21 protein-coding genes and 1 tRNA gene are annotated in these 23,787 nt (G+C 51.8%); 12 read left to right on the forward strand and 10 right to left on the reverse strand.

All coding sequences use genetic code 11. From position 1 onward, the window contains the following. Nucleotides 1-18 precede the first annotated feature (18 nt). The gene (locus IE090_RS03175) at nt 19-2,121 is read right to left on the reverse strand and encodes a putative bifunctional diguanylate cyclase/phosphodiesterase (protein ID WP_189386909.1); all 2,103 of its coding nucleotides are present in this window, start codon (nt 2,119-2,121) and stop codon (nt 19-21) included. A 145-nt stretch (nt 2,122-2,266) separates the two neighbouring features. Between IE090_RS03175 and IE090_RS03180 the strand changes: the two genes are divergently transcribed. Next, entirely contained in the window at nt 2,267-3,493 is a 1,227-nt protein-coding gene (locus tag IE090_RS03180; protein ID WP_189386910.1) for a porin family protein, read from the forward strand. Beyond that, nucleotides 3,493-3,915 (forward strand): hypothetical protein, encoded by a 423-nt coding sequence (locus IE090_RS03185; RefSeq protein ID WP_189386911.1) that lies wholly within the window; start codon nt 3,493-3,495, stop codon nt 3,913-3,915. Before IE090_RS03180 ends, IE090_RS03185 begins: the two co-directional genes overlap by 1 nt. 43 nt (nt 3,916-3,958) lie before the next feature. Here IE090_RS03185 and IE090_RS03190 read toward each other — a convergent pair whose 3' ends face one another. From IE090_RS03190 to IE090_RS03220, 7 genes are all read right to left on the reverse strand, one after another. Beyond that, a complete protein-coding gene (locus IE090_RS03190; RefSeq protein WP_229815435.1) occupies nt 3,959-4,390 on the reverse strand; it encodes a thermonuclease family protein in 432 nt (143 codons plus the stop codon). A 10-nt stretch (nt 4,391-4,400) separates the two neighbouring features. After that, nucleotides 4,401-4,476, reverse strand: a tRNA-Phe gene (locus IE090_RS03195). Between the two features lie 82 nt (nt 4,477-4,558). Beyond that, a complete protein-coding gene (locus IE090_RS03200; protein WP_189386913.1) occupies nt 4,559-4,837 on the reverse strand; it encodes an oxidative damage protection protein in 279 nt (92 codons plus the stop codon). After that, complete coding sequence (gene mutY, locus IE090_RS03205) at nt 4,834-5,874, reverse strand: A/G-specific adenine glycosylase (RefSeq protein WP_229815437.1); 1,041 nt, start codon at nt 5,872-5,874, stop codon at nt 4,834-4,836. The genes IE090_RS03200 and mutY overlap by 4 nt, the downstream gene beginning before the upstream one ends. A gap of 204 nt (nt 5,875-6,078) precedes the next feature. Further along, nucleotides 6,079-8,484 (reverse strand): bifunctional diguanylate cyclase/phosphodiesterase, encoded by a 2,406-nt coding sequence (locus tag IE090_RS03210; protein ID WP_189386914.1) that lies wholly within the window; start codon nt 8,482-8,484, stop codon nt 6,079-6,081. A gap of 623 nt (nt 8,485-9,107) precedes the next feature. Continuing rightward, nucleotides 9,108-9,737, reverse strand: coding sequence for an MlaC/ttg2D family ABC transporter substrate-binding protein (locus tag IE090_RS03215; RefSeq protein WP_189386915.1), 630 nt, complete (start codon nt 9,735-9,737; stop codon nt 9,108-9,110). A gap of 103 nt (nt 9,738-9,840) precedes the next feature. After that, entirely contained in the window at nt 9,841-10,260 is a 420-nt protein-coding gene (locus IE090_RS03220) for an acetyl-CoA sensor PanZ family protein (RefSeq protein WP_189386916.1), read from the reverse strand. Nucleotides 10,261-10,368: 108 nt separating this feature from the next. Here IE090_RS03220 and hisB point away from each other — a divergent pair, with 108 nt between their 5' ends. From hisB to hisF, 4 genes are read left to right on the forward strand one after another with little or no spacing between them, the layout of a single operon-like run. Next, a complete protein-coding gene (gene hisB, locus IE090_RS03225; protein WP_189386917.1) occupies nt 10,369-10,959 on the forward strand; it encodes an imidazoleglycerol-phosphate dehydratase HisB in 591 nt (196 codons plus the stop codon). 18 nt (nt 10,960-10,977) lie between these two features. After that, nucleotides 10,978-11,619 carry an imidazole glycerol phosphate synthase subunit HisH gene (gene hisH / locus IE090_RS03230; RefSeq protein ID WP_189387400.1) on the forward strand — a complete coding sequence of 214 codons (642 nt, stop codon included), beginning with the start codon at nt 10,978-10,980 and terminating at the stop codon, nt 11,617-11,619. A gap of 34 nt (nt 11,620-11,653) precedes the next feature. Continuing rightward, on the forward strand, nt 11,654-12,400 hold the full coding sequence (gene hisA / locus IE090_RS03235) for a 1-(5-phosphoribosyl)-5-[(5-phosphoribosylamino)methylideneamino]imidazole-4-carboxamide isomerase (RefSeq protein WP_189386918.1): 747 nt from the start codon (nt 11,654-11,656) through the stop codon (nt 12,398-12,400). After that, on the forward strand, nt 12,400-13,164 hold the full coding sequence (gene hisF, locus IE090_RS03240) for an imidazole glycerol phosphate synthase subunit HisF (protein ID WP_189386919.1): 765 nt from the start codon (nt 12,400-12,402) through the stop codon (nt 13,162-13,164). The genes hisA and hisF overlap by 1 nt, the downstream gene beginning before the upstream one ends. A 57-nt stretch (nt 13,165-13,221) precedes the next feature. On the opposite strand, the gene serA is transcribed toward hisF, so the two are convergent. Further along, a complete protein-coding gene (gene serA / locus IE090_RS03245; RefSeq protein WP_189386920.1) occupies nt 13,222-14,451 on the reverse strand; it encodes a phosphoglycerate dehydrogenase in 1,230 nt (409 codons plus the stop codon). Nucleotides 14,452-14,755: 304 nt separating this feature from the next. On the opposite strand from serA, the gene IE090_RS03250 reads away from it, so the two are divergent. Continuing rightward, nucleotides 14,756-16,159, forward strand: coding sequence for a D-2-hydroxyglutarate dehydrogenase (locus IE090_RS03250; RefSeq protein WP_229815439.1), 1,404 nt, complete (start codon nt 14,756-14,758; stop codon nt 16,157-16,159). A 66-nt stretch (nt 16,160-16,225) separates the two neighbouring features. On the opposite strand, the gene IE090_RS03255 is transcribed toward IE090_RS03250, so the two are convergent. Beyond that, nucleotides 16,226-18,670, reverse strand: a complete 2,445-nt coding sequence (locus IE090_RS03255) for a penicillin-binding protein 1A (RefSeq protein ID WP_229815441.1) — start codon at nt 18,668-18,670, stop codon at nt 16,226-16,228. 210 nt (nt 18,671-18,880) lie between these two features. On the opposite strand from IE090_RS03255, the gene IE090_RS03260 reads away from it, so the two are divergent. From IE090_RS03260 to IE090_RS03280, 5 genes are read left to right on the forward strand one after another with little or no spacing between them, the layout of a single operon-like run. Beyond that, the gene (locus IE090_RS03260; RefSeq protein ID WP_189387402.1) at nt 18,881-19,945 is read left to right on the forward strand and encodes a pilus assembly protein PilM; all 1,065 of its coding nucleotides are present in this window, start codon (nt 18,881-18,883) and stop codon (nt 19,943-19,945) included. Beyond that, nucleotides 19,945-20,499, forward strand: a complete 555-nt coding sequence (locus IE090_RS03265) for a PilN domain-containing protein (RefSeq protein WP_189386922.1) — start codon at nt 19,945-19,947, stop codon at nt 20,497-20,499. The genes IE090_RS03260 and IE090_RS03265 overlap by 1 nt, the downstream gene beginning before the upstream one ends. Then, nucleotides 20,500-21,135, forward strand: coding sequence for a type IV pilus inner membrane component PilO (locus tag IE090_RS03270; protein WP_189386923.1), 636 nt, complete (start codon nt 20,500-20,502; stop codon nt 21,133-21,135). It abuts the gene before it with no gap. Nucleotides 21,136-21,149: 14 nt separating this feature from the next. Further along, nucleotides 21,150-21,671, forward strand: coding sequence for a pilus assembly protein PilP (locus tag IE090_RS03275; protein WP_229815443.1), 522 nt, complete (start codon nt 21,150-21,152; stop codon nt 21,669-21,671). Between the two features lies 1 nt (nt 21,672). After that, nucleotides 21,673-23,787, forward strand: a complete 2,115-nt coding sequence (locus IE090_RS03280) for a type IV pilus secretin PilQ (protein ID WP_189386925.1) — start codon at nt 21,673-21,675, stop codon at nt 23,785-23,787.

A 23,787-nucleotide genomic window follows, 5' to 3' on the forward strand; every position in this document is an offset into this window, starting at 1 on the left:
TTTTTTTGTGCCTGCTGCTTAAGGCAAAGGCTTAAAAAAGCGCTGTTTGCTTGTCGAATCTTCTTTTTTGCTGGCTTGCTGTAAAAACTCGCAAAAATCCGCGAGTGGCATGGGTTTGGCAAAATAGTAGCCCTGAATCATATGGCAGCCATTGTGGCGTAAAAAATCGAGCTGCTCTTTGTTTTCAACACCTTCGGCACAGAGGTTTAAACCCAAGCGCCTGCCCATTTCAATGATGGTAATAATGAGAGCGTCATCTTGAGTGGAGTGGCCGATGCAATCCACAAACTGCTTGTCGATTTTTAACGTGTCGATTGGAATGCGATTCAAATAGCTCAGTGATGAGTAGCCGGTACCAAAGTCGTCCAGAGCGATGCGAATTCCCATCTTACTGAGCTCTGATAAGAAGTGATTGGCGGCAGAAAAGTCGTCGAGGTAAGAGTGCTCTGTCACTTCAAATTCAAGTCGCTGTGGCGTAATGCCGAATTTCTGGATGGCTCCTTTAATGCACCCCAATAAATGGTATTTTTTGAGGTCGGTAGCCGATAAGTTGATGCCAATAGAATGTTTAAAGCCTGCTGGAATCAGTGTGTCGCTGAGGTCTTGGCAAACCCGGTTGATGACCCATTGTGTTAGTTGGGTAATTTTGCCGGCCTGTTCTGCGATGGGAATAAACTCGGCCGGTGAAATAAATCCAAGTTCAGCGCTGTACCAGCGAATCAAGGCCTCTGCGCCAACGGGTTGGCCACTGGCTAGAACTTTGGGTTGGTAGGCGATGGTAAATTCTTGGTGTTCTAGCGCGTAGTCAATGTAACTGGCGATTTCTAGGCGGCGTTGATGGTCGGTCATCATCTCGTGGCAGAAGAAGCTATAGCGCGACTTACCTGTGCTTTTGGCTTCGTACATGGCGATGTCGGCATTGCGAATTAATTCATTGGCTGCGATATCTGCGCTGTTGGCTTCGGTAATGCCTATGCTGGCACTGACACGAATCTCCCAAGAATCGACGGCGAATTTCTGTGTGAGTGCATCAATCACTAAGTTGGCTAGCTGTGCTAGTTCTTCGCTGTTGTCATATTCTCTGACCAGTAGCAGAAATTCATCACCGCCATGGCGGCAGACTAACCCACGATGTTGGATCAGGTTTTGTAGCCGTACGGCGGCATCGCTTAGCAGTTGATCGCCAATCTCGTGCCCGAGCGAGTCGTTAACCAACTTAAACCCATCCAGATCAACAAACATGAGCGCGAGTGGTTGTTCATCGGCCGTTTTGAGTTGTTGCTGTAACTGCCGGCGAAAATTTTGGCGATTTACCAGCCCTGTGAGGTGGTCATAGTTGGCCAGATGAGACATTTCTTCGCTTTGTTGTTCCAACAGGGTGACATACTGGTTGTTGACTTCGTGCTCTTGGCGAATGACTGCCAGCATATCGTTGAGGTCACGCGTTAATGAAGCCACTTCAAATTGCCCGCTAACGGGTATTTGAATGTCGTAGTCCTTCGTTTTTTGAACGGTTTTAGCCATGTTGGAGAGGCGATTCAGTGGCCGTAGCCAAGTATTACCAAAGGCGTAAAACACCAGCATGATTAAGAGAATGGACGCTGTTGCTGCAGGGAGAACCTGAAGGCTGAGATTGCGAGTGCTGTTATTCAAAGGCTCCGTGAGGTCACGGATGATCACTAGGTAGCCCAGCAGTAGGCTGGGGTCACCAATGGGTTTAACGGCGATCAGATAGCCATCACGATGGAAAACCCCCGTCTTTCTGCGCGTCCAGTGGCTGAAGTTGAGGCGTTGTTGTTCGCTGAGGTTTTGCTGACGCTGGCCGTAGTAGCTTTCAAGTAATTGCCACTCAGGGTTATAGATCGCCGCCCCTTCCGTGTGAGCATAAGGGTCGAGTTTTAGCAGAAAGGTTTTGAGTTGAAAGAAGTGCTGCTGCTGTGCGATCAATGGCAGTAACTCGTTGGCCATATTATCTGACAGGGCGTTTAGATCAGCCTCGGCGTAGCGTTGGTAGAGATGGCGGTGTTCATTGATGGCGAGGAAAAACACCGCCACTGCAATGGTGATCATGGAGATCAGAGCCAGCAGCATGATGGCTGTGCGCATGCTCCTGATGCCCATAGAAGTCTCCGTGGTGGTTGTTATTCAATCATCAAAGTCTAGTTCAGCTGTGGGTGAATGAGAGCTGTCCTTCGTGACAATGCCTTAGCTGCTGCCAGTGCTGGCATATAGTAAATACTAGCGGCGCAAGTTATTGGAGAGTGTTGTGATCAGGCAGGCTGCTCAAATCGTCATTCTGGCGGGGATGCCGACAGCGCTCATGGCGCTGGAGGTGACTGATAGGTTTGAAGTTTCTGGCTTTGCTCGGGTGGTCACCGGCTATTTGGACCATGCTGAGCAATCCTATGAAGGTTATGAAGACTCTGTCGCTGCGGATCAGCAAACCCTGTTGGCGCTGCAGCCCAGTTATTCTGTATCGCCACAGCTGTCGGTGACGGGGCAGCTGTTGGCTCATAGCAGTGATCAGCGCAAGTCAGGAGTAGAGTGGGCGTATTTGGCCTATCGACCTTCTAACGCTTGGCAATTTCGGGCCGGCAAGCTGCGTACGCCATTCTTTCGCTACAGTGACGGTATTGACGTTGGTTATACCTACGCTTGGATTAGTGCTCCTTCACAGGTTTATAACAATTATTTGTTTTCAACTTTTACGGGCGGCAGCGCCAGCTATCAATACACATGGCCGCAGCTAGCACTGAGTGCTGAAGGTTACTACGGCAGTTTTGACGGCGACATTTATATTTCAGGTAGCCGGGTTGATGTGGATGCGAAAGTAAATGATTTGCGCGGCGTGGTGCTCAATTTACGCCGTCAGAATACCAGTCTGAGGGTGTCATATCACCAAGGCGATAACATCACAGATTTGCCTGAGTTGGACGCATTAAGCCAGGGCTTGGCACAAGCAGGTTTTCAGCGCAGCGCTGGTAGCCTCGACTCGCGTGGCAATATCAATGTGCTGCAAACGGCTTTGAGCTACGAAAGTCTGCGTTATTTTGCCGAGGCCGAATGGGTGCAAACCAGCACAGAGTTCGCGTTGACGCCAGAGTTAACCGGATACTACTTGATGGCAGGTATGTATGTTGGTGAGTTCAGTGTGCATGCAACCTATGCTGCCAGTGCTTACGGCAATATCGAGGCAGAGTCGGAGTTGCGTCCCTTGCTTGCTCAACCTGCTAATCCGATATATCCCTTGGCAGCGGGGTACTATCAATTGCTTGAGCGCATTCCTGATGGCAGCCTGGACAGTTACAAAATTGGTGCGCGCTGGGATTTTCGCTTGAATATGGCGCTCAAGGCAGAGCTGGCTTGGCTGCAAGAAACTTCGCCGCGCAGCGGTTTTTTCTCAACTTCTGAGCAGGGGCTTTACGATCCAGACTATGACGCAGACGAGCATTCGGCCATCTTGTATCAACTCGGCTGGGAGTGGATTTTCTGATGCGACACTTCAAGCTGATTCACAGTCTTATTGGTATCTTGCTGGGTCTTTCGCTCGGTGTTCAGGCCGAGGGGTTGGTTGTCGTGGCCAACATCAAAGAGCCTGTAAAGCTCAGTCGTGAACAGGTGCGCAATCTCTACATGGGCGCGTCGTTAGGGCAAGATTTAACGCCGTTGGCTTTACGGCCTGGGAATCATCTGCGCACCGTTTTTAATACCCGTGTAATCGGTTTGTCTGAGGCGCGCGTGCAGTCTTACTGGGCGCAAATGCGCTTTACCGGCCGTTTAAAGCCGCCGCCTGAAGTGCAGGACGCTGAGGAGTTGGTGCAGCAGCTGTTGCAAAAGCCAGGTGCGGTAGGGTATTTGCCGGTGGGGCTGGAGCTGCCGGAACCTTTGGTGGTGGTTTACGACCTCGGGCTATAGCGGGTGTTTATGCGGTTGTCGCTGGCGTGATGCTAATGCCTTGTTAGCACCAGGGTTGGCGTTGGCCGCCGTCGTAAGGTCTTGCCATTTGCTGCAGTAACAGTAAGTCGGCAAGGTTGTCATCGCCGACCCAGACATCGGCTACTAGGCGAAAGTACTTTCCGCGCTCTAGGTTGCGCAGCTGAATGCGTTGATCGGTCGCTAAGGTTTGGCGCACAAAATCACGTGCCGCGCGGGCTTTTATCTTTTCAGCTTCGCATTTTCCACGAATTTCTGGCGTATCAATGCCGCGCACGCGTACGCTGATCGCTTTGCCGATAATATCTGGCCAAGAGGCAATGTCGACGGTGATGGTATCGCCGTCATAGACGCGCACAATACGATCAACTTCAGCATCTTGGGCTAAAGAAAATTGACTAAGAAATATTAGATTTAAAATTAAGATGCGCAGCAAAAACAAAATACTGGCTAGCAAGAAGTTTGAGTGGTGCCCGGAGGCGGAATCGAACCACCGACACGAGGATTTTCAATCCTCTGCTCTACCAACTGAGCTATCCGGGCAATCTGATGGGCAACTGGCGTTGCTCATCAAGTGGCGCGTATTAAAACCTGAGAGCGCCACTGTGTCAACAAAATATCTGAATTAATTTTCTTTATTTTCAGGAACATAGCCTTCAGCTTGATCAACGTCCTCGTTAGCGAAGAATTTGCGCCGCTGTTCGGTCAAATATTTACGTGCCTCTGGGTCCATCATATTGAGGTGCTTTTCATTGATTAAGCGCGTCTGGTGGGCGGTCCATTCATCCCAGGCCTGTTGTGACACCTGCTGGTAAATATCTTCTCCGGCTGGGCCGGGAATGGGGGGCTGCGCCAGCCCCGGCAGTTCCTGTTGATATTTTTTGCAGAAAACTGTGCGACTCATAGCTGGCTCCTCAATAGTTTTTTGACTGGGGCCGCTAGCCCCAGCTCGGATGGCTTGGTGGGATTGTACCAATGCCCTTGACCTTGCTGCACTGTCTGTGCGCCGCCATTAAAGCGCACATGCAGCGGCTGTATATGTAAATGATAGTGGCTAAAGGTATGGCGAAAGGTCGGCAGCCAGTTCATTTCCCTAGGTTCTAAGCCTAAGTTCTGGCGTAGCCATGCCAACGCTTCTTGTTCATCGGCCACTTCTGGAAAGCTCCACAGTCCGCCCCATAAACCCTGTTGAGGGCGCTGATACAGCCAGCGCTCGCCGGCCGAATTTTCGATCATCAGCATGATGGTGTGTTTTTCCGGTTTCTCTTTTTTAGGTTTTGGGTTGGGGAACTGAGTAGGGTTGCCACTGGCATAGCCTGCACACTGGGGCTGCAGCGGACAGATGCCACAGGCGGGTTTACTGCGCGTACACAGTGTCGCACCTAGGTCCATCATCCCTTGTGTGTACTCGCGAAAGCTGTGCTCGGGAGCGAGTGACTCGGCCAGCTGCCACAGCTGTTTGTTGATGGCGGTTTGCCCGGGCCAGCCTTCTATGGCGTAAAAACGGGTTAAAACACGTTTGACGTTGCCATCCATAATCGCGGCACGCATGCCCATACTGATGGAGGCAATGGCAGCAGCCGTGGAGCGACCAATGCCCGGTAGCTGCTCCAGCGCATCTAAGTCTTCGGGAAAGTGGCCGTCGTATTGGTTAACTACCGCCTTTGCGCAGGCATGCAGGTTGCGACCGCGAGCGTAATAGCCCAGCCCAGTCCACAGGTGTAACACCTCATCCTGCTCTGCTTTGGCCAGAGCAAACACATCCGGAAAGCGCTGCATAAAGCGCTCGTAGTAGGCAATGACGGTGCTGACTTGAGTTTGTTGCAGCATGATTTCTGACACCCAGACCCGATAAGGCGTGATGTCTTGCTGCCAGGGCAAGTGCTTGCGCCCATGCTGGTGATACCAGCCGAGCACTGTATCGCTAAAAGAAAAAGTCACGTTGCTATGGTGCTTCAGAGGTGATGAATCTGGCGCGCAGTATAAGCACAGCCGCGCCTAGAAAAAACGCTATAAATCGCAAGGGCACCTCTGAATAATTCTGCACAGCTCTGTGCGAGTGCAGCTGGCTTTCAGAGCATGGCAGCAAATGGCCAGCCCTTCTGGCTTTTTGATTTGAAATCCTCTGGTGACCCAGAGCGGGCCTTAGATATGGTAAGCGCTGCTGCGGTGCTCGCGAGTTTCCTGCATAAACTGATGCAGCTGACCGAGTGACAACGGCCGGCTGAACAAATAGCCCTGGCCCTCGTCGCAGTTGTTGCTGCGCAGAAAATCCAGTTGCGCCTGGGTTTCAACTCCCTCCGCGACCACGTCCAGACTGAGTTTGTGCGCCATAGCAATCACGGCTGCGGTAATGGCCATGTCGTTGGGGTCGTCGGGAATGTCCATGACAAATGAGCGGTCGACCTTCAATACGTCAATGGGGAAGCGTTTGATGTAGGCCAGCGATGAATAGCCGGTACCAAAATCATCAATGGCAATGGATACGCCGGTTTTTTTGATTTCCTGCATGGTGCCAATGGCGGCTTCGACGTCGTCCATCAAGGTGCTTTCGGTGATTTCTAGCTCCAAGCATGCCGGCGGTATCTGGGTGGCTTGCAGTACATTGCCAATGTGCTCAACCAGTTTGGGGTCGGCAAACTGCTTGGCTGATAGGTTCACCGCCACTTTGGCGGTGGCTGGCAATATGTTGTCACGAATCAGTGAGCTTACCTGACGGCAGCTTTGCTCTAATACCCAGGCGCCGATTTCAAGAATTTGCCCGGTTTCTTCTGCCACCGGGATAAAGCGTCCAGGCGTGATGATGCCTTTTTCCGGATGGTCCCAGCGAATCAGGGTCTCTACGCCAGTCACGGAGTAATCGAGCATGCTGACTTTGGGCTGGAACAGCAGTGTAAACTGCTGGCGTTCGATGGCTTCTTTGATTTCTTTCTCTAGCGCCAGATGCTCCAAGATATTGTGATTCATATCCTCAGAGAAAAACTGGAAGTTATTGCGCCCCATTTCTTTGGCGCGATACATGGCCAAATCGGCGTTTTTCATCAGTGTATTAGCATCGGTTGAGTCTTCTGGCGTCATGGTGATGCCAATGCTGACCGTGGTGATGATGTCCTGACCTTTGATTCGAATCGGGCGAGCCAGTGCTTGCAGCAGTTTTTCCGCGACCACCAAAACGTCTGACGTATGGTGAATGTCGGTGAGCAAAATGGTGAACTCATCACCGCCGATGCGCGAGACGGTGTCGTTTTCACGCACGGTGGCTGTCAGCCGACTGGCGACCTCTTTGAGCAAAATATCGCCGGCATCGTGGCCTAAGGTATCGTTGATGCGTTTGAACTGATCCATATCGAGAAACATCAGCGCCATAGAGTTGCCCGAGCGCAGCACACTTTTAACCGATTTCTCCAACCGATTTTTAAACAAGCGACGGTTAGCCAGGCCGGTCAGAGGGTCGTAAAAGGCCAGATTTTCCATTTGAATCTGAGCGGCTTTAAGCTCGGAAATGTCTGAAATGGCGCCTAAGAAGCCCAACAGCTCACCTGAGCTGTTGTGCAATGGGCTGGCTAGCAGGTGAATCCAAGTGTGGCTGCCGTCGCGGCGACTTAAGCGCAGCTCTTGGGCGATGCTTTCTTGCTCGCAAATCAGTCGGTTCCAGCGTTGCTTTAGCAGCGGCAAGTCTTTGGGATGAATGCGCTCAAACCAGTTTTGTAGGCTGAGGTCCTGCTCTGACACCATGTGAATATCGCACCAGCGCTGGTTTACATAGGTGAGCTGCTGGTTTGGGTCAATCTGGAAAATGCCCACCGGAGACAGAGCCGTAAGTTTACGGAAGCGCTCTTCACTGGTTTTTAGCGACTGGTTTTCGGCCTCAATGGTGCGCAGCAGGCCATTGAATAAATCGACCAAGTCACCCAGTTCATCGGCATTGGTCTTTTGTGCACGAATGGAATAATCCTTGCGGCTGACGATATTGCTGAGCGTATTGCTCAGCTCGCGCATCGGCCTGAGCACCACTTCTTGCAGGCGGTTGGCCAGTAACATGGCGAGCACCACAGTAATGGCCAAAATAATGATAGAAAACGTCACAAACTGGTTGAATCGTGCCAGTAATGCACCGCGGCTACTTTCTAGATACAAAGTGCCAATGGGCTCTTCATCCAGGCGAATGGGGAACAGCTGCGAGAAAAACTGATCGCGATTGACTTGCAACGCTTGCAAGCTCATGGGGCAGTTCAGGCCCTTCTGATTCTCGTAATGCGCCAGTAAGCGCTGGTCACTATCAAAAATACAGCCGCGGACAACGTTGGGGTCTGCTTTGAGGGTGTTGAGGTTGTTTTGCAGCACCTGGATATCGGCAAAGGTCAGCGCTGCGGTGGCACGATTCGCAATGACTTCGCCTAAAATCGTGAGCTTGTTTTGATTGTCCTGACGAGTGAGGTAATACTCCAGTGACATAAACGCGAGGTTAGACAGTAGCAATGTCAGGCCTGTTGTCACCAATGAAATAAAAATCAGTTTGCGGCGCAGCGATTGATGGCGGAACGGGTGCATCAATGCTCCTTATGCCGCATTGGCGGCGCCAGTTCCAACAAAATGGAACGTAACAGTAGTCTAGGCTGTTGAGCTTGGTAGAAACTGAAAGCCAGATTTAGCGGTTGTTGTGTCCACAACAGCGCTAGGCTAGTGTTTTGCTCTGCGCTAGTTAATTGGTCGGGAACGACCAATTCGACCAAGCACAATTGTGGCCGCTTCAGGTAGGTACGTGAATTCTCGTGGCTAACATACACCATGTGACTGTTATGCTCGTTTTGGCCTAATCATAAGCTTAGTCGCAGTATGCCCTTATTGGCTGGCAGCGAATAGCCTCACTTAAGCCATAGACTGGGCTATGCATAATCGAATACCGCGGGAAGTCGACTTTGTGGCCAATGAGCGAAGTCAGCTGCTGTCTGGCGGCACTTATAGCGAGTGCTGCATTATCAAGTGACGTAGATACCGCGGTAAGCCTAGTTTTAATGTTCTCTTTAAGCCCATAGATAACCTCGCCTTGTGCCAGCCCAGTGATGGTCAGAGTAAAGTGATCCATTAAGAATAGCAGCTGAGTTTGGCGCGGCAGTGAAAACAAAAAAGCCGGCACAAAGGCCGGCAATGAGGAAGAGACTAGGAAATAGAGATCAGCGCTGGGCTTGCTGTGCAGAGGGAGCCTGTTGCTCCATTTGTGCCAATAACTCGTCCATGGACATGGACTGCAGTTGTTCAGAGAGCTGGCTGCGGTAGGTCTTCACCATGCTTAGGCCAGCCACTACGGCATCATAGACTCGCCATTGATTGTCACGAGTTTGGTACAAACGAAAATCCAGCGGAATATTCTGGCCGTTGCTCTGCACCAGCTGCCCTTTGACTAAGGCACGATCACCGCGCTGATTAAAGCGGGTCTGAGCCAGGGTAATCTGCTCACCGCTAAAGGATTTAAAGGCGCCGGCATAGGTACGAATTTGCAGGTCGCGGAACAGTTCAATAAAGCGTTCACGCTGTTGGTTATCGGCGCGGCGCCAATGCTTACCTAAAGCGCCCATGGCGATGCGTTGTTGGTCGATAGCGGGAGTGATGTAGGTCATCACCAGATGGCGCACTTGCTCTTCGGTGCGATCTTCCACCGGCAAGCGCTTCAGCTCGTCAATGATGCCTTGAGTGGCAGATTGCACGACTTGCTCGGGCGGCTGTTGCGCGCTGGCAAAGTTGGCCGCCAGCAGCATGGCGGTCACCACGATAAACGAAGCCGCTGATTGCATGGCAATACGCATAATCTGACCTCTGGTTGAATGAATATGTGGGGCAGTATGGACGCCTATAGGTCATCAGAGTAGTCAGATTTACGCAAATTACCTGTTCTTTAAGTGGAACAGTTCAGCTTTTGTTTAGACTATTGTATTGATAGCTATCGTCAATTAGTGCAATACCACGTCGCTTTAATGGCTCGCTCAACTCTGCCGGAACCTCGGTAAACAACAGGCTGAGTTGCTCTTCATCGGCCCACTTCACGACGTGATGTAGCAGTTGATGCATGACACCGCGGCGCTGCGTTACGGTGCGCACGGCGGCTTGGCTCAGCGTGACTTGTCCCTCGCTTTGCTGCGCTAACAGGCAGCCAACAATGCGGTCGTTAAAACGGCCGGCAATGAGCCATTGATGCGGTTGTTGCAGCCACTGATGCAGCTCTTCTGTGCTGAGTTTAAGGCCTTGCGGCTGGGTATCTTGGTGAATCTTGCCCAAGTCTATCCAGTCTTGCTCAGTGGGCTGGGTGATGTGCTCTAAACGTACTGGCACGAAGGTCTCCTGTGTTTTTGACGATGGATATGGCTGCTCGTCTACTTTCTTTGGCGCGTTGCTTTATAATGCCTTTCCTACTTTTTTGCGAGAGATCGGAGCAGTTTCATGGCACGCAGCGCAACGGTTGAGCGCAACACGCTCGAAACCCAGATTCGCGTCAGCATTAATCTGGACGGTACCGGCAAGGCTCAGTTCAATACGGGGGTGCCTTTTCTGGAGCATATGCTCGATCAGATTGCCCGCCATGGCCTGATTGATCTCGATATTCATTGCGATGGTGATACCCACATTGATGACCATCATACGGTGGAAGACATTGGCATTACCTTAGGCCAGGCCTTTGCCCAGGCTATTGGCGATAAAAAAGGTATTGTGCGCTATGGCCATTCCTACGTGCCATTAGATGAGGCGCTGTCACGGGTGGTGATCGACTTCTCTGGCCGCCCGGGCCTAGATATGAAAGTGGAGTTCACTCGCGGCAATATTGGCCGCTTCGACACCCAGTTGTTCTGGGAGTTTTTCCAAGGCTTTGTGAATCACGCCAATGTCACTTTGCACATTGATAACCTCAAGGGCTTTAACGCCCACCATCAGGCGGAAACCATTTTCAAAGCCTTTGGCCGTGCTCTGCGCATGGCCGTTGAGCTGGATCCGCGCATGGCGGGGGTGACTCCCTCTACCAAAGGCTCATTGTAAGGAAGCACCATGGCAGTAATGAGCAAGCGATGCGCCGTAATTGATTATGGCATGGGCAATTTGCACTCCGCCCACGGAGCACTGCAGCATGTTGCTCCCGATACCGAGGTGTTAGTCACCCGTGATCCAGAGCAAATATTAAGCGCTGATCACGTGGTGCTGCCTGGCGTGGGGGCCATTCGCGATTGCATGGCAGAGATGCGGGCGCAGGGCATCGATCAAGTCGTTGAAGAGGTGCGTCGCAGCAAACCCTTGCTGGGTATCTGTGTTGGCTTGCAATCCATGTTACAGCACAGCGCGGAAAATGGCGGTGTTGAGGGCATGGGGCTATTTGCCGGTGAGGTAAAGTTTTTTGCCGAACAGCCAGAGGTGCAGCAACAGCAGCTAAAAGTGCCGCACATGGGTTGGAATCAGGTGCAGCAAGAAGCGCACCCTTTATGGCACGGCATTGCCGATAACAGCCGCTTCTATTTTGTTCACTCCTACTATGTTGAGGCCGGCGACCCCCAGCAGGTGATGGGACGTTGCCACTATGGCGTCAGCTTCGATGCGGCGCTGGCTCAGGACAATGTGTTTGCGGTGCAGTTCCACCCAGAAAAAAGCCACAACGCCGGCCTGGCGTTGCTGAAAAATTTCCTCGCCTGGGATGGTCAGGCGTAAAGCCGCCATCAGGCTCTGTAGAGAGGTAAGCGTTATGTTGGTGATTCCCGCCATTGATTTGAAAGATGGCCAGTGTGTGCGCCTGCGCCAAGGGCGTATGGAAGATTCGACCGTGTTTGGTGATCAACCCGTTGATATGGCTAAGCGTTGGGTTGATGCCGGCTGTCGCCGTCTGCATTTGGTCGATTTAAACGGCGCGTTTGCTGGCGAGCCGGTGAATGGCGATGCGGTCACTGCCATTGCCAAGGCCTACCCTGAGTTACCGATTCAAATTGGCGGTGGCATTCGCTCGCTGGAGACCATTGAACACTACATTAAAGCCGGCGTTAGTCAGGTCATTATTGGCACCAAGGCGGTGAAAGAACCGCAGTTTGTCGCTGAGGCCTGCCGCGCTTTCCCGGGTGCGATTATTGTTGGCCTGGATGCCAAAGATGGCTTCGTCGCTACCGATGGTTGGGCCGAAGTGTCTGAGGTAAAAGCGGTTGAGCTGGCTAAGCAGTTTAAAGACGACGGCGTGATGTCGATTGTTTACACCGACATTGCCCGTGACGGCATGATGCAGGGCGTCAACATTGAAGCCACGGTACAGTTGGCTGAAGAAGGCGGTATTCCTGTGATCGCTTCGGGTGGCGTGACCAATATGGATGACATTCGCCAGTTAGCCGCGGTGGCGGGTCGTGGTGTTATGGGCGCCATTACCGGCCGCGCCATTTATGAAGGCACCTTGGATGTCGCAGAAGCGCAGCAAGTGGCCGACGAGCTGTGTGGAGCAGCGGTCTGATGGCGCTGGCAAAACGCATTATTCCTTGCCTCGACGTGGATCAAGGACGGGTGGTGAAAGGCGTCAACTTTGTCGGCATTCGCGATGCCGGCGACCCGGTTGAAATAGCCAGGCGCTATAACGATCAGGGTGCGGATGAAATCACCTTTCTCGATATCACCGCCAGCCATGAAGGTCGGGAAACCACAGTACACATGGTGGAAGCCATTGCCGAGCAGGTGTTTATACCTCTGACTGTTGGTGGCGGCATTCGTGAGCTGGCCGATATTCGCCGTATGCTCAACGCCGGTGCCGATAAAGTGTCGATCAACTCAGCGGCGGTGCATAACCCTGAGCTGGTGCAGCAAGCGTCGGATAAGTTCGGTGCGCAGTGCATTGTGGTGGCCATCGATGCCAAGCAAGTCGGCGAGCACAAATGGGAGATTTTCACCCACGGTGGGCGCAAGCCGACGGGGATTGATGCCGTTGAGTGGGCGCAAAAGATGGCGCAGTTGGGGGCGGGTGAAATTCTGCTCACCAGCATGGATCGCGACGGTGTGAAAACTGGCTTTGATCTGGGTGTGACCCGGGCCATCAGTGATGCCGTCAGTATTCCGGTAATTGCGTCTGGCGGTGTGGGCAACCTGGATCATTTGGTCGAAGGGGTACAGCAGGGCGGCGCCGATGCGGTGTTGGCGGCGAGTATCTTTCACTTTGGTGAATACACCGTGATGCAGGCCAAAGAGCACATGGCCGCAGCGGGCATTGAAATGCGCCTCGACTAAATCTGGCAGACACAAAAAAAGCAGGCTGAGCCTGCTTTTTTTGTGTCCATCCATCAATCAGTAGAGTACGCGGGCACGAATAGTGCCTTCTACTTGCTTGATTTTCTCCAGCGCCAGATCGCTGACATCGGCAGCGACATCAATCACCACATAGCCGACTTCTTCAACGGTTTGCAGGTACTGGCCGCAAATGTTGATGTTGTTGTCAGCGAAAATCTGGTTGATGGCGTTCATCACACCCGGCACGTTTTTGTGGATGTGCAAAATACGGTGCACGTCTGGGTTAGCAGGCAGGGCCACCTCTGGGAAGTTAACCGACGAAGTGGTCGTACCGTTATCGCTGTAGGTAGACAATTTTTCACCCACTTCACGGCCGATGTTTTCCTGAGCTTCCAGTGTTGAGCCGCCGACGTGCGGTGTCAGAATGACATTGTCGAACTCGCGCAATGGAGTGACAAACTCTTCATCATTCGAGCGTGGCTCAACCGGGAACACGTCAATGGCCGCACCGAGCAGTTTTTTGCTGCGAATGGCATCCGCTAACGCGTCGATGTCCACCACGGTGCCGCGCGAGGCATTCAGCAAGATGGCGCCTTGCTTCATCTGGGCAAATTGCTCTGGCCCCATCATCCACTTGGTGGCTGCAGTTTCTGGTACGTGCAGGGAGACAACATCAGCGATGTTCAACAGCTCTTGCAGGCTACCGACTTGCTTGGCGTTACCGATTGGCAACTTGGTGACAACATCATAGAAGTACACTTCCATACCCAAGCCTTCGGCCATCACCGACAGCTGGGTGCCGATGCTGCCGTAGCCAACAATGCCCAGCTTTTTGCCGCGAATTTCATAGGAGTCCGCGGCGGACTTCATCCAGCCGCCGCGATGGCAGCTGGCATTTTTCTCTGGAATGCCGCGCATCAGCATGATCATTTCAGCCAGGCTCAGTTCGGCAACTGAACGCGTGTTCGAGTAAGGCGCGTTGAACACAGCGATGCCGCGCTCGGTAGCGGCTTTCAAATCGACTTGGTTGGTACCGATACAGAAACATCCCACCGCAATCAGCTTTTCAGCGGCATCAAAGATGTCGGCGGTGAGCTGGGTGCGTGAGCGAATGCCAACAAAGTGGGCATCTTTGATGCGCTCTTTCAGCTCGTCGGCTGGCAGCGAGGTTTTAAGATACTCAATGTTGGTATAACCCGCAGCTTGCAGTGTGTCGAGAGCGGACTGGTGCACGCCTTCTAATAGAAGGAACTTGATCTTGCTTTTGTCCAGAGATGTCTGTGCCATGGAGGGTACCTGTATTAATGATGACGGAAACCGCGGAAGAGCCTGGGCAAGCTCGAAAAACCTCATATTGTCACAGTCGATGCACTAAGCCTTCAGTGGCTTTGCTGCACAGCGAATGATGTTTGATTGAGGCTGTGAGAGCTCCCCCTTGAATTCGGACGCATGGCTCCCGGAGTGAAAACCACTCCGAAATAAGAGGCGCGTATGCTAGCATAATTGCGTATGTCAACGTGAGGATTAGGGAAATAATCAACCTGTACCATTTTTCACGTTGCCGTGAATTTTCTTCATACGCGGAACCATCATGACCTCCCTGACCCAAGACGCCCTGATTGAGCAGCTTACGGCCATTGTCGGTGCCGACAAGGTACGTACCGACGACGACTCACTGCAGACCTTCGGTAAAGACTGGACCAAGGTGTACGAACCTAAGCCCAGTGCCATTGTGTTTCCCAAAACCACTGAGCAAGTGCGAGATATCGTGCTGCTGGCCAATCAGCATCAGCTGGCTTTAGTGCCGTCGGGTGGGCGTACGGGTTTAAGTGCAGGCGCTGTCGCTGCCAATGGTGAAGTGGTGGTGGCGTTTGATTACATGAATCAAATCAGCGACTTCAATGCCGTAGACCGCACGGTAAAATGCGGTGCTGGTGTGATCACTGAGCAGCTGCAGAGCTTTGCCGAAGAGCAGGGATTGTTTTACCCGGTGGACTTCGCGTCGGCCGGTTCCAGCCAGCTGGGCGGCAATATCAGTACCAATGCCGGCGGTATTAAGGTGATTCGTTGGGGCATGACACGAGATTGGGTGGCTGGCCTAACGGTTGTTACAGGGCAGGGAGAGATCCTGAACCTGAATAAAGACTTGCTGAAAAATAACACTGGCTATGACATGCGCCAGCTGTTCATTGGTGGCGAGGGGACGTTGGGCTTTGTTACGGAAGCGACCATGCGTCTGACGCGCCCACCCAAGAATCTAACCGTATTGGTGTTGGGCGTTCCTGAGCTGGACGACGTCATGAAGGTGCTCAACCAGTTTCAATCGCAGATGGATTTAACCGCTTTTGAGTTCTTCTCAGACAAAGCGCTGCAAAAAGTGCTGGCTCGTGGCGATGTGCCGGCACCGTTTGAATCCAGCACCGATTTTTATGCATTGATTGAGTTTGAAGCGCTCACCGAAGCCGAGCTGGATTCGGCCATGACCTTGTTTGAGCAGTGTCTGGAGCAAGGCTGGGTAGCCGATGGCGTGATCAGTCAAAGCGAAACCCAAGCGGCAAATTTGTGGCGCTTGCGTGAGGACATCTCGGAAACCATTTCAGAATGGACGCCGTACAAAAACGACATCTCGGTCGTTGTCTCTAAGGTGCCACCTTTCCTACGTGACATTGATTCCGTGGTGAGTCGCGAATACCCCGACTTTGACATCATTTGGTTCGGTCACATTGGTGACGGCAACTTGCACCTGAACATTCTCAAGCCCGACGACCTGGCGAAAGAGGAGTTCTTTGAGCGCTGCAATAAGGTGTCACAGTGGGTGTTTGAGATTGTTGCTAAGTACGATGGCTCGGTGTCGGCTGAACACGGCGTTGGGCTCACCAAAAAGCCGTATCTGGAGTACAGCCGCTCGGCCGCAGAGCTGGCCTATATGAAGGCGGTGAAAGCGGTGTTTGACCCGAACAATGTGATGAACCCGGGCAAGCTGATCGACTTGTAAACCTGCCTTTGTTGTCAGTATTAAAAAGCAGCCAATCGGCTGCTTTTTTTGTTTACTGTCTCGCTGTCAGAACAGCTGCTCGGGCACGATGCCGCTTTTCTGCTGCTCTTGCTCGCTGTTGGCGGCTGGCTTGGCCATCTCTGTCGGCACATTTTCCTGGCGGAAATACTCAAAGATGGCGCCGCTTTGCTGCGGTGGTGCCAGCAGGCCGGTTTCTGGATCGATGCGCACGCTGACAATGCCCTCGGGCTGCTGGTAGGGGCGCTCTGCGACGCCGTCTAACGCCTGTTTCATGTAGTCTACCCAAATCGGCAAGGCAGTATTGCTGCCGTAGGCCCAGCGACCAAGGGTTACTGGTTGATCAAAACCGACCCAAACCGTGGTTGCCAGACTGGGGTTAAAGCCAGCAAACCAAGCGTCTTTTTGATCATTGGTGGTGCCCGTTTTGCCGGCAAGGTCATTGCGACCCAAGGCCAGTGCCCGTTTGCCGGTACCGCGCTTCACCACATCTTGCATCATGGTCAGAATCAGAAAGTGGGTACGCTCATCAATCACGCGCGGCGCACAGCGAGGAGTCGGTGTGTTGAGGCCCAGGGAGCGCTGCATGTCTTGCTCCAGTTGCTGCAGGTCGTCTGCAACGGCTTCGCAAGCTTGGGCAGGGTGATGTTCGAACAACACTTGGCCATCATCGTCTTCAATACGATCAATGACATAGGGCTCGACGGCGTAGCCGCCGTTGGCAAAAACAGCGTAGCCGGTGGCCAGCTCCATGGGAGATAGCGCTGAGGCGCCGAGGGCCAGAGACAAATCGCGGTTTAACTTGCTTGCGGGAATGCCAAAGGGGCTAATAAAGTCGATGGCGGTTTGCGGTCCTAAGCGCTTGAGCACGCGAATGGAAACCAAGTTCTGAGATTTGTACAAAGCCTGGCGCAAGCGAGTCGGGCCATAGAATTTGCCGCTGACGTTTTGTGGCCGCCAGGTGTTCTCTAAGCTGGCATCTTCAAACACTACCGGCGCATCATTAATGATGGTGGCAGGTGTGAAGCCGTTAGCCAAAGCGGCGCTGTAAACGAACGGTTTAAACGCGGAGCCAGGCTGGCGCTCAGCCTGAATGGCCCGGTTGAAGCTGTTACTGGCCGGTGAAAAGCCACCGACTAACGCCTGCACGGCACCATCTTCTGGGGCCAGCGATACCAAGGCGCCCTCGACCTCAGGCTGCTGGGCTAAAACGGGCGCTCCATCGCGCATTTCGTACCAAACTGTCATGCCTGGTTCCAGTACTTCGCCGGCGGTTTTTAACGGGTCACCAATAATGTCGACGTTGACATGACGGCGTGCCCACTCAATGCCAGACCAAGGTAAGCGAATTTCACCTTGGCGCGTATACAGCCAGGCTTCTTTGTCGTCGACGCGGCTGACGATCGCAGCCTTGAGTACGCCTTGATCGGGCTGATCGCGTAGGTACGCCTGCCAGGCAGGCAAGGTCGCTTGCCAATCGACTTGGGCGGGACTTTGGGCGTCAGCCACAGAGGGCTGAGCGTCTGGTAACTGACTGTCGCTTTGCATCACAACTGGCAGCACTTCACCCTGGCCGCGCCAGCCATGATCGCGGTCATAATTTAGCAAGCCGCGCTGCAAAGCCTCATTAGCGGCTTGCTGACGCTTACTATCAACGCTGGTGATCACGCGATAACCCGCAGTGTAGGCCGCATTGCCATAGCGCTCTACCGCAAACTGTCGAGCCATTTCGGCGACGTACGGCGCAGACACTTCTGACTCGGGCCCATGGTAGCGTGCGGTAATCGGCGCCTTAGCTGCTTGCTCGAACTCTTGTTGGCTGATCATTTCCAGCTCGCGCATGCGCGCCAATACATAGTTACGGCGTTTGAGCGCGCGCTCTGGGTTATTAATCGGGTTGGCAGCAGAAGGAGCCTGAGGTAAACCGGCAATCATGGCTTGCTGGGCCAAATTGAGTTCACGCATGGGTTTGCCGTAGTAGACCTGAGCGGCTGCTTCTATGCCGTAGGCGCGCTTGCCGAGGTAGATTTTATTGAGGTACAGCTCGAGGATTTGCTGTTTTGTGAGCGCCTTCTCAATTTTTAAAGCCAGCAAAATCTCGGTGAACTTACGCGAGAAGGTTTTCTCGCTGCTAAGGTAATAGTTCTTGGCAACTTGCATGGTGATGGTACTGCCGCCAGATCGCTTCTGGCCGGTGCTTAAAAGCTCGAAAGCGGCGCGGGCAAGGCCTTTAAAGTCAACGCCCATGTGCTCGAAGAAGCCATCATCTTCAGATGCCAGCAACGCATTGATGAAACGGGGAGGAGTGTCTTGGAAGCGAATCGGACTTCTTCTTTTGGTACCGAATTCACTGATTAGACGACCATCTTGGGTATACACTCTCAGCGGCGTCTGCAGTTCTGTGTCTAACAGATCCTGCGTATCGGGCAAGGTGGGGGCAAAATAGAGATAAATTGCCATCATCACCAAGCCGGCGCCTGCTATGGTGGACATTGTAAGCCAAAGAATTATCCGCGCGGCGATGTGTGTGGAAGCCATATTAAAAGAACGTCTCTTGCCTCAGGAAGCCAGTGTTTATGCGGGCTAGAGCATTATAAGGGTTTTTTGTTCTTTTAATAGGAATGTGCTTATAATGACTTTGACAGATAGGATTAGAGTGAGCTTGTTCACGCAAGTTCGCGATTTAATGGGGAATTTGCCGTGCTGGCCAGCGTATTTGGAAAAAAAGGCAAGGCGCTCCTTGGTGTCGATATCAGCTCAACGTCGGTCAAGGTGTTGGAGCTAAGTCACAACAACGGGCGGTACCAGGTGGAAGCCTACGCCAGTGAGCCGCTGCCACCGAACTCGGTGGTCGAGCAGGCCATTAACAATGATGAGGCGGTAGGTGAGGCGATTCGTCGGGCTGTCGGACGGTCGCGTAGTTCTGCAAAACAAGGTGCCATTGCCGTGGCCGGTTCTGCGGTGATCACCAAAACAGTGCAAATGCCAGGTGACCTTTCAGATGATGAAATGGATTTCCAGGTGCGCGCTGAAGCCGATCAGTACATCCCATACCCATTAGAAGAAGTGGCACTCGATTGGGAAATTCAAGGCCAGACCGAAGGCACGCCCGACAACATGGTTGATGTGTTGTTGGCAGCTTGTCGCTCTGAAACGGTGGAGCGCCGTAAAGATGCCATCGAGTACGCCAATATTGAAGCCAAAGTCGTGGACATCGAAGCCTTTTGCACGGAACGCGCCTTTGGCTTGATTGAAGGGCAACTTGACGGCAGCGAGATTGAAACCGTCGCCATTGTCGATATCGGTGCCACCATGACCACTTTGAGTGTTCTGCACCAAGGACGTTCTATCTATACCCGTGAGCAACTGTTTGGTGGCAAGCAGTTGACCGAAGACGTTATGCGTCGTTACGGATTGAGTGAAGAAGAAGCCAATCGGGCTAAGTTGGAAGGCGGCCTGCCTGATGACTACGAGACCGAAGTGTTGCAGCCATTCCGTAACGCTGTTGTGCAGCAAGTTAGCCGTTCACTGCAGTTCTTTTACTCATCTAGCCAGTTTAATGATGTCGACTACATAGTTTTGGCAGGCGGTACTTCATCGCTGCCTGATTTGTCTGAGCTAGTCCAGGATGAACTTGGTATTGCCACAATGGTGGCCAATCCCTTCGTAAACATGACTCTGTCACAGAAAGTAAGCGCCAACTTGCTCAATAATGACGCGCCAGCGCTGATGATCGCTTGTGGCCTGGCGATGAGGAGCTTTAACTGATGGCGAATATTAACTTACTACCTTGGCGGGAAGAGCGGCGCAAATGGCGTAACCAAGAGTACTACAAAGCGTTGGGCTTAGTGCTGATTCTGGCATGCTTTGTGATTTATATAGTGCACGATTATTTTAGCAGCGCAGTCGATGAGCAACTCCAGCGCAATGCTTACGTTCAAGAAGAGATGAAAGTCCTAGATGCTAAAATTGAGGAAATCAAAAAGCTACGCGAAACGCGCGAACAATTGATCGAGCGTATGGAGCTTATACAGGCATTGCAAGGTAATCGCCCAGTCATTGTCCGGATGTTTGACGAACTCGCCAAATCTGTACCTGATGATCTGTTTTTTACATCTCTTTCAATCAAAGGGCAGACAGTTGTTGTAAAGGGTAAGGCGAAAGCAAATGCGCGTGTTGCGGCCTTGATGCGCAACTTTGATAGCTCGCAGTGGTTTACAGATCCTGAGTTGGTTTCGGTGCGCTCTGTTTCTGAGGACGTCAAAGAGTTCGAAGTGCGTATGCAGAGAGTCAACCCGAATCAGCCAGAGGAGGAGCTATAAATGGCAAATTCCAAAGGAGCTAGTACTGCTGCCTGGCTAGATAAGTTAAAAGAAATTGAAGTCGATGATATCAATAACATTGACTGGGAGAACATGGGGTCCTGGCCTTTGCCTGGGCGTATTGTCTTTGCTGCGTTAGTTGCAATTGCTTTGCTAATAGGGAGTTATTTCTACTTGATCAGCGATGAGATTGATCGCCTCAAGGCTGAGCAGCAGCGAGAGCTAACACTGAAGCGTGACTTTGAAAGCAAGGCATTTCGGGTTGCTAATCTAGAGCAATACAAGGATCAACTAGTCGAGATGGAGCAAAGCTTCGGCTCTTTGCTGAAACAGCTGCCACGAGATACAGAAGTCCCAGGTTTAATTGATGATATTAGCGGCTCGGCTTTGGGTGCAGGCTTAGCGCTTGAAGCAATTGACCCAAGCACGATGGTACGAACGGAGTTTTACAATGAGCTGCCCATCAATATCGAGGTGATGGGAGAGTTTCATGAGATGGGCTCCTTTGTTTCTACAGTGGCATCTTTGCCGCGCATCGTTACTTTGCATGATTTCAACATTGAGAGCCAAGAAAACTCTGAATTAAGAATGACGATTCAGGCCAAGACTTATCAATACAATCCGGAGGAAGAGTAGTGATGAGGCTTATCATGCTTTTGAGCACCTTGGCTTTTGTGAGCGGTTGCTCATCCTCTGGTGACCATGATGATCTTAAAGCGTTTGTGAATGAAACGTTGTCAAAACCCCGCGGACGTATTGAGCCGATTCCAGTTTTCAAACCATATGAGTCGTTCAATTATAGTGCAGCGGGCCTTAGATCTCCTTTTGAACTGCCTGTTATTGTTGATGAGTCAGTCAAAGTTCAAGATGAAAAATCAGACCTTAAACCTGATTTGAATCGTCCAAAAGAGCATTTGGAACAGTATGGCTTTACCGAGCTTGCAATGGTGGGCACGATCAATAGATCCGAAGGTGATTTGTGGGTCTTGGTGCGCGATGGTGACGGCGGCGTAGTGAAAGTTCGTGAAGGAAATTACCTCGGGCAGAATCACGGGCGCGTGATTTCCGTTTCTGAGTACCGAATGAATATTATTGAAATAGTACCCAACGGTATGGGTGGTTGGATTGAGCGTCCACGCACAATGGTGCTGGAAGGGTTGTCAGGAGAATAAGATGAGACTTCGTATGCTGACGATAAATTTGAACAAGTGGGCGCTGCTAATATTGTCGCTGTTGGTCAGTGCCATTTCTTCGGCTGCAGTGTTGAAAGATATAAACTTTTCATCATTGCCTGGTGATGTGACTGAAATTGAACTCACCTTTGATGGAACCCCGCCTGAGATTTCAGGCTATACCATTGAAAAACCTGCCCGCATCACGATTGATATGCCCGGTGTGGAAAACTCTTTGGCAAGTAAGCGCTATCAAATTGGTGCTGGCAATGCGCGTGAAGCCGTGGTGCTGTCCGCCAAAGACCGTACCAGAATGGTGATTAAGCTAGCTCGTTTAGTTGACTACCAGTCAAGTGTTGAAGGGGATACCGTGCTGCTACGCATCGGTCGCTCTGCTGAAGAGCAGACCTTCAAGGCTGCAAAAAGAGATGCTCCTGCAAATTTGTTAGGTAGTGCGACCAGCTCTCTGCGTGAACTGAAGATCGTAAATATAGATTTTCGTCGTGGCGAGTTAGGGGATGGTCAGGTGCAAATTTTGCTCAGCGATGCAAAAGCCGCAGCTGATGTGCGCCGTGAAGGGGGTAAGTTGGTCGCTGAGTTAGAAGGTGTGCGTCTGCCTAAGGAGCTGCGTCGGCGGCTAGATGTTTTGGACTTCGCCACACCTGTAAAATTTGTTGATGCTCGCTCTGTCGACGGCGGTACTAGAATTGTTATTGAGCCGAAAATTGATGAGTATGATTTCCTCGCTTACCAAGCTGATCGCCTTCTTTCGATCAATATTTCAGAATTACCCGAAGAAGAAGCTGCTGAACGTAAAAAAGCGTTCCCGTTTACTGGTGAGAAGCTTTCTCTGAATTTCCAAAATATTGAGGTTCGTGCAGTTCTGCAGCTGATTGCAGACTTTACTGGGCTCAACCTGGTGGCTTCGGATACCGTGCAGGGTAATATCACCTTACGCCTACAAGATGTTCCTTGGGATCAGGCGCTAGACTTGGTGTTGAAAACGAAAGGCCTTGGGCAGCGCCAGATGGGTTCTGTCTTGTTGATTGCACCGGCAGAGGAAATTGCTGCGCGTGAAAAGGTTGAGCTAGAAGCTGTACGTCAAGTAGAGGAGCTGGCTCCTCTGGTGACAGAGTATATGCAGCTGAACTACGCCAAAGCAGCCGATCTGGCGGAGCTTCTTACATCGGAAAGTGGTTTGCTATCTGAGCGTGGCACAGCAGTGGTTGATGAGCGTACGAATACTCTGTTGATGAAAGATACTGCGTCTAATTTGGAAAAAATTCGAGAGGCGCTATCACTCTTAGATGTTCCTGTGCGTCAGGTTTTGATTGAGGCACGTATTGTTGTAGCTTCAACCGATGTCGGTGAAGAAATGGGCGTGAAGTGGGGCGGCGCTGGATTTAAGGATAATGGCAGCAATTGGACGACCATAGGCGGCAGTAAGCAGACTCTATCTGAAAGTAATCAGATCTTATTCGATCGTGCCACTCAGGCGACGGCTGGTAGCAACTCTATCGATTTAAATGCAGCAGATATTGTTAATTTTGGCGTGACGGATGCCGCTGCTCCTAGTATTGCGTTGGGGTATCAAACGGCTGACTACTTGCTGGATATGGAGTTGGCGGCAATTGAGACTGACGGTAAAGGGGAGGTGATTTCACAGCCTCGGGTCATGACTGCTGATGGCAAGACTGCCATGATTGAGTCCGGTACAGAGATTCCATATCAGGAAGCAGCATCCAGTGGTGCCACCAGCGTGTCGTTTAAGTCCGCGGTGCTTAAGCTGGAAGTGACTCCGCAGATCACACCAGATGACCGCATCATTATGGATCTGGTTGTTACAAAGGACTCAGTAGGTGAGAGCACAGTGGCGGGACCATCAATTGACACCAATGCCGTTGAAACCCAAGTGCTGGTGAATAATGGTGAAACCATTGTTTTGGGTGGTATCTTTGAGTCTTCAAACCGTACAACTATTCGCAAGACACCATTCTTCGGTGATTTACCTTTGATCGGTGCCCTGTTCCGCTACAAGCAGGTAGAAGACGAAAAAACTGAGCTGCTGGTCTTTATCACCCCTAAACTGGTGAAGGATACGCTTAGCGCTCGTTAA

The organism is Bacterioplanes sanyensis, from assembly GCF_014652515.1.
Taxonomy (GTDB): domain Bacteria; phylum Pseudomonadota; class Gammaproteobacteria; order Pseudomonadales; family Oceanobacteraceae; genus Bacterioplanes; species Bacterioplanes sanyensis.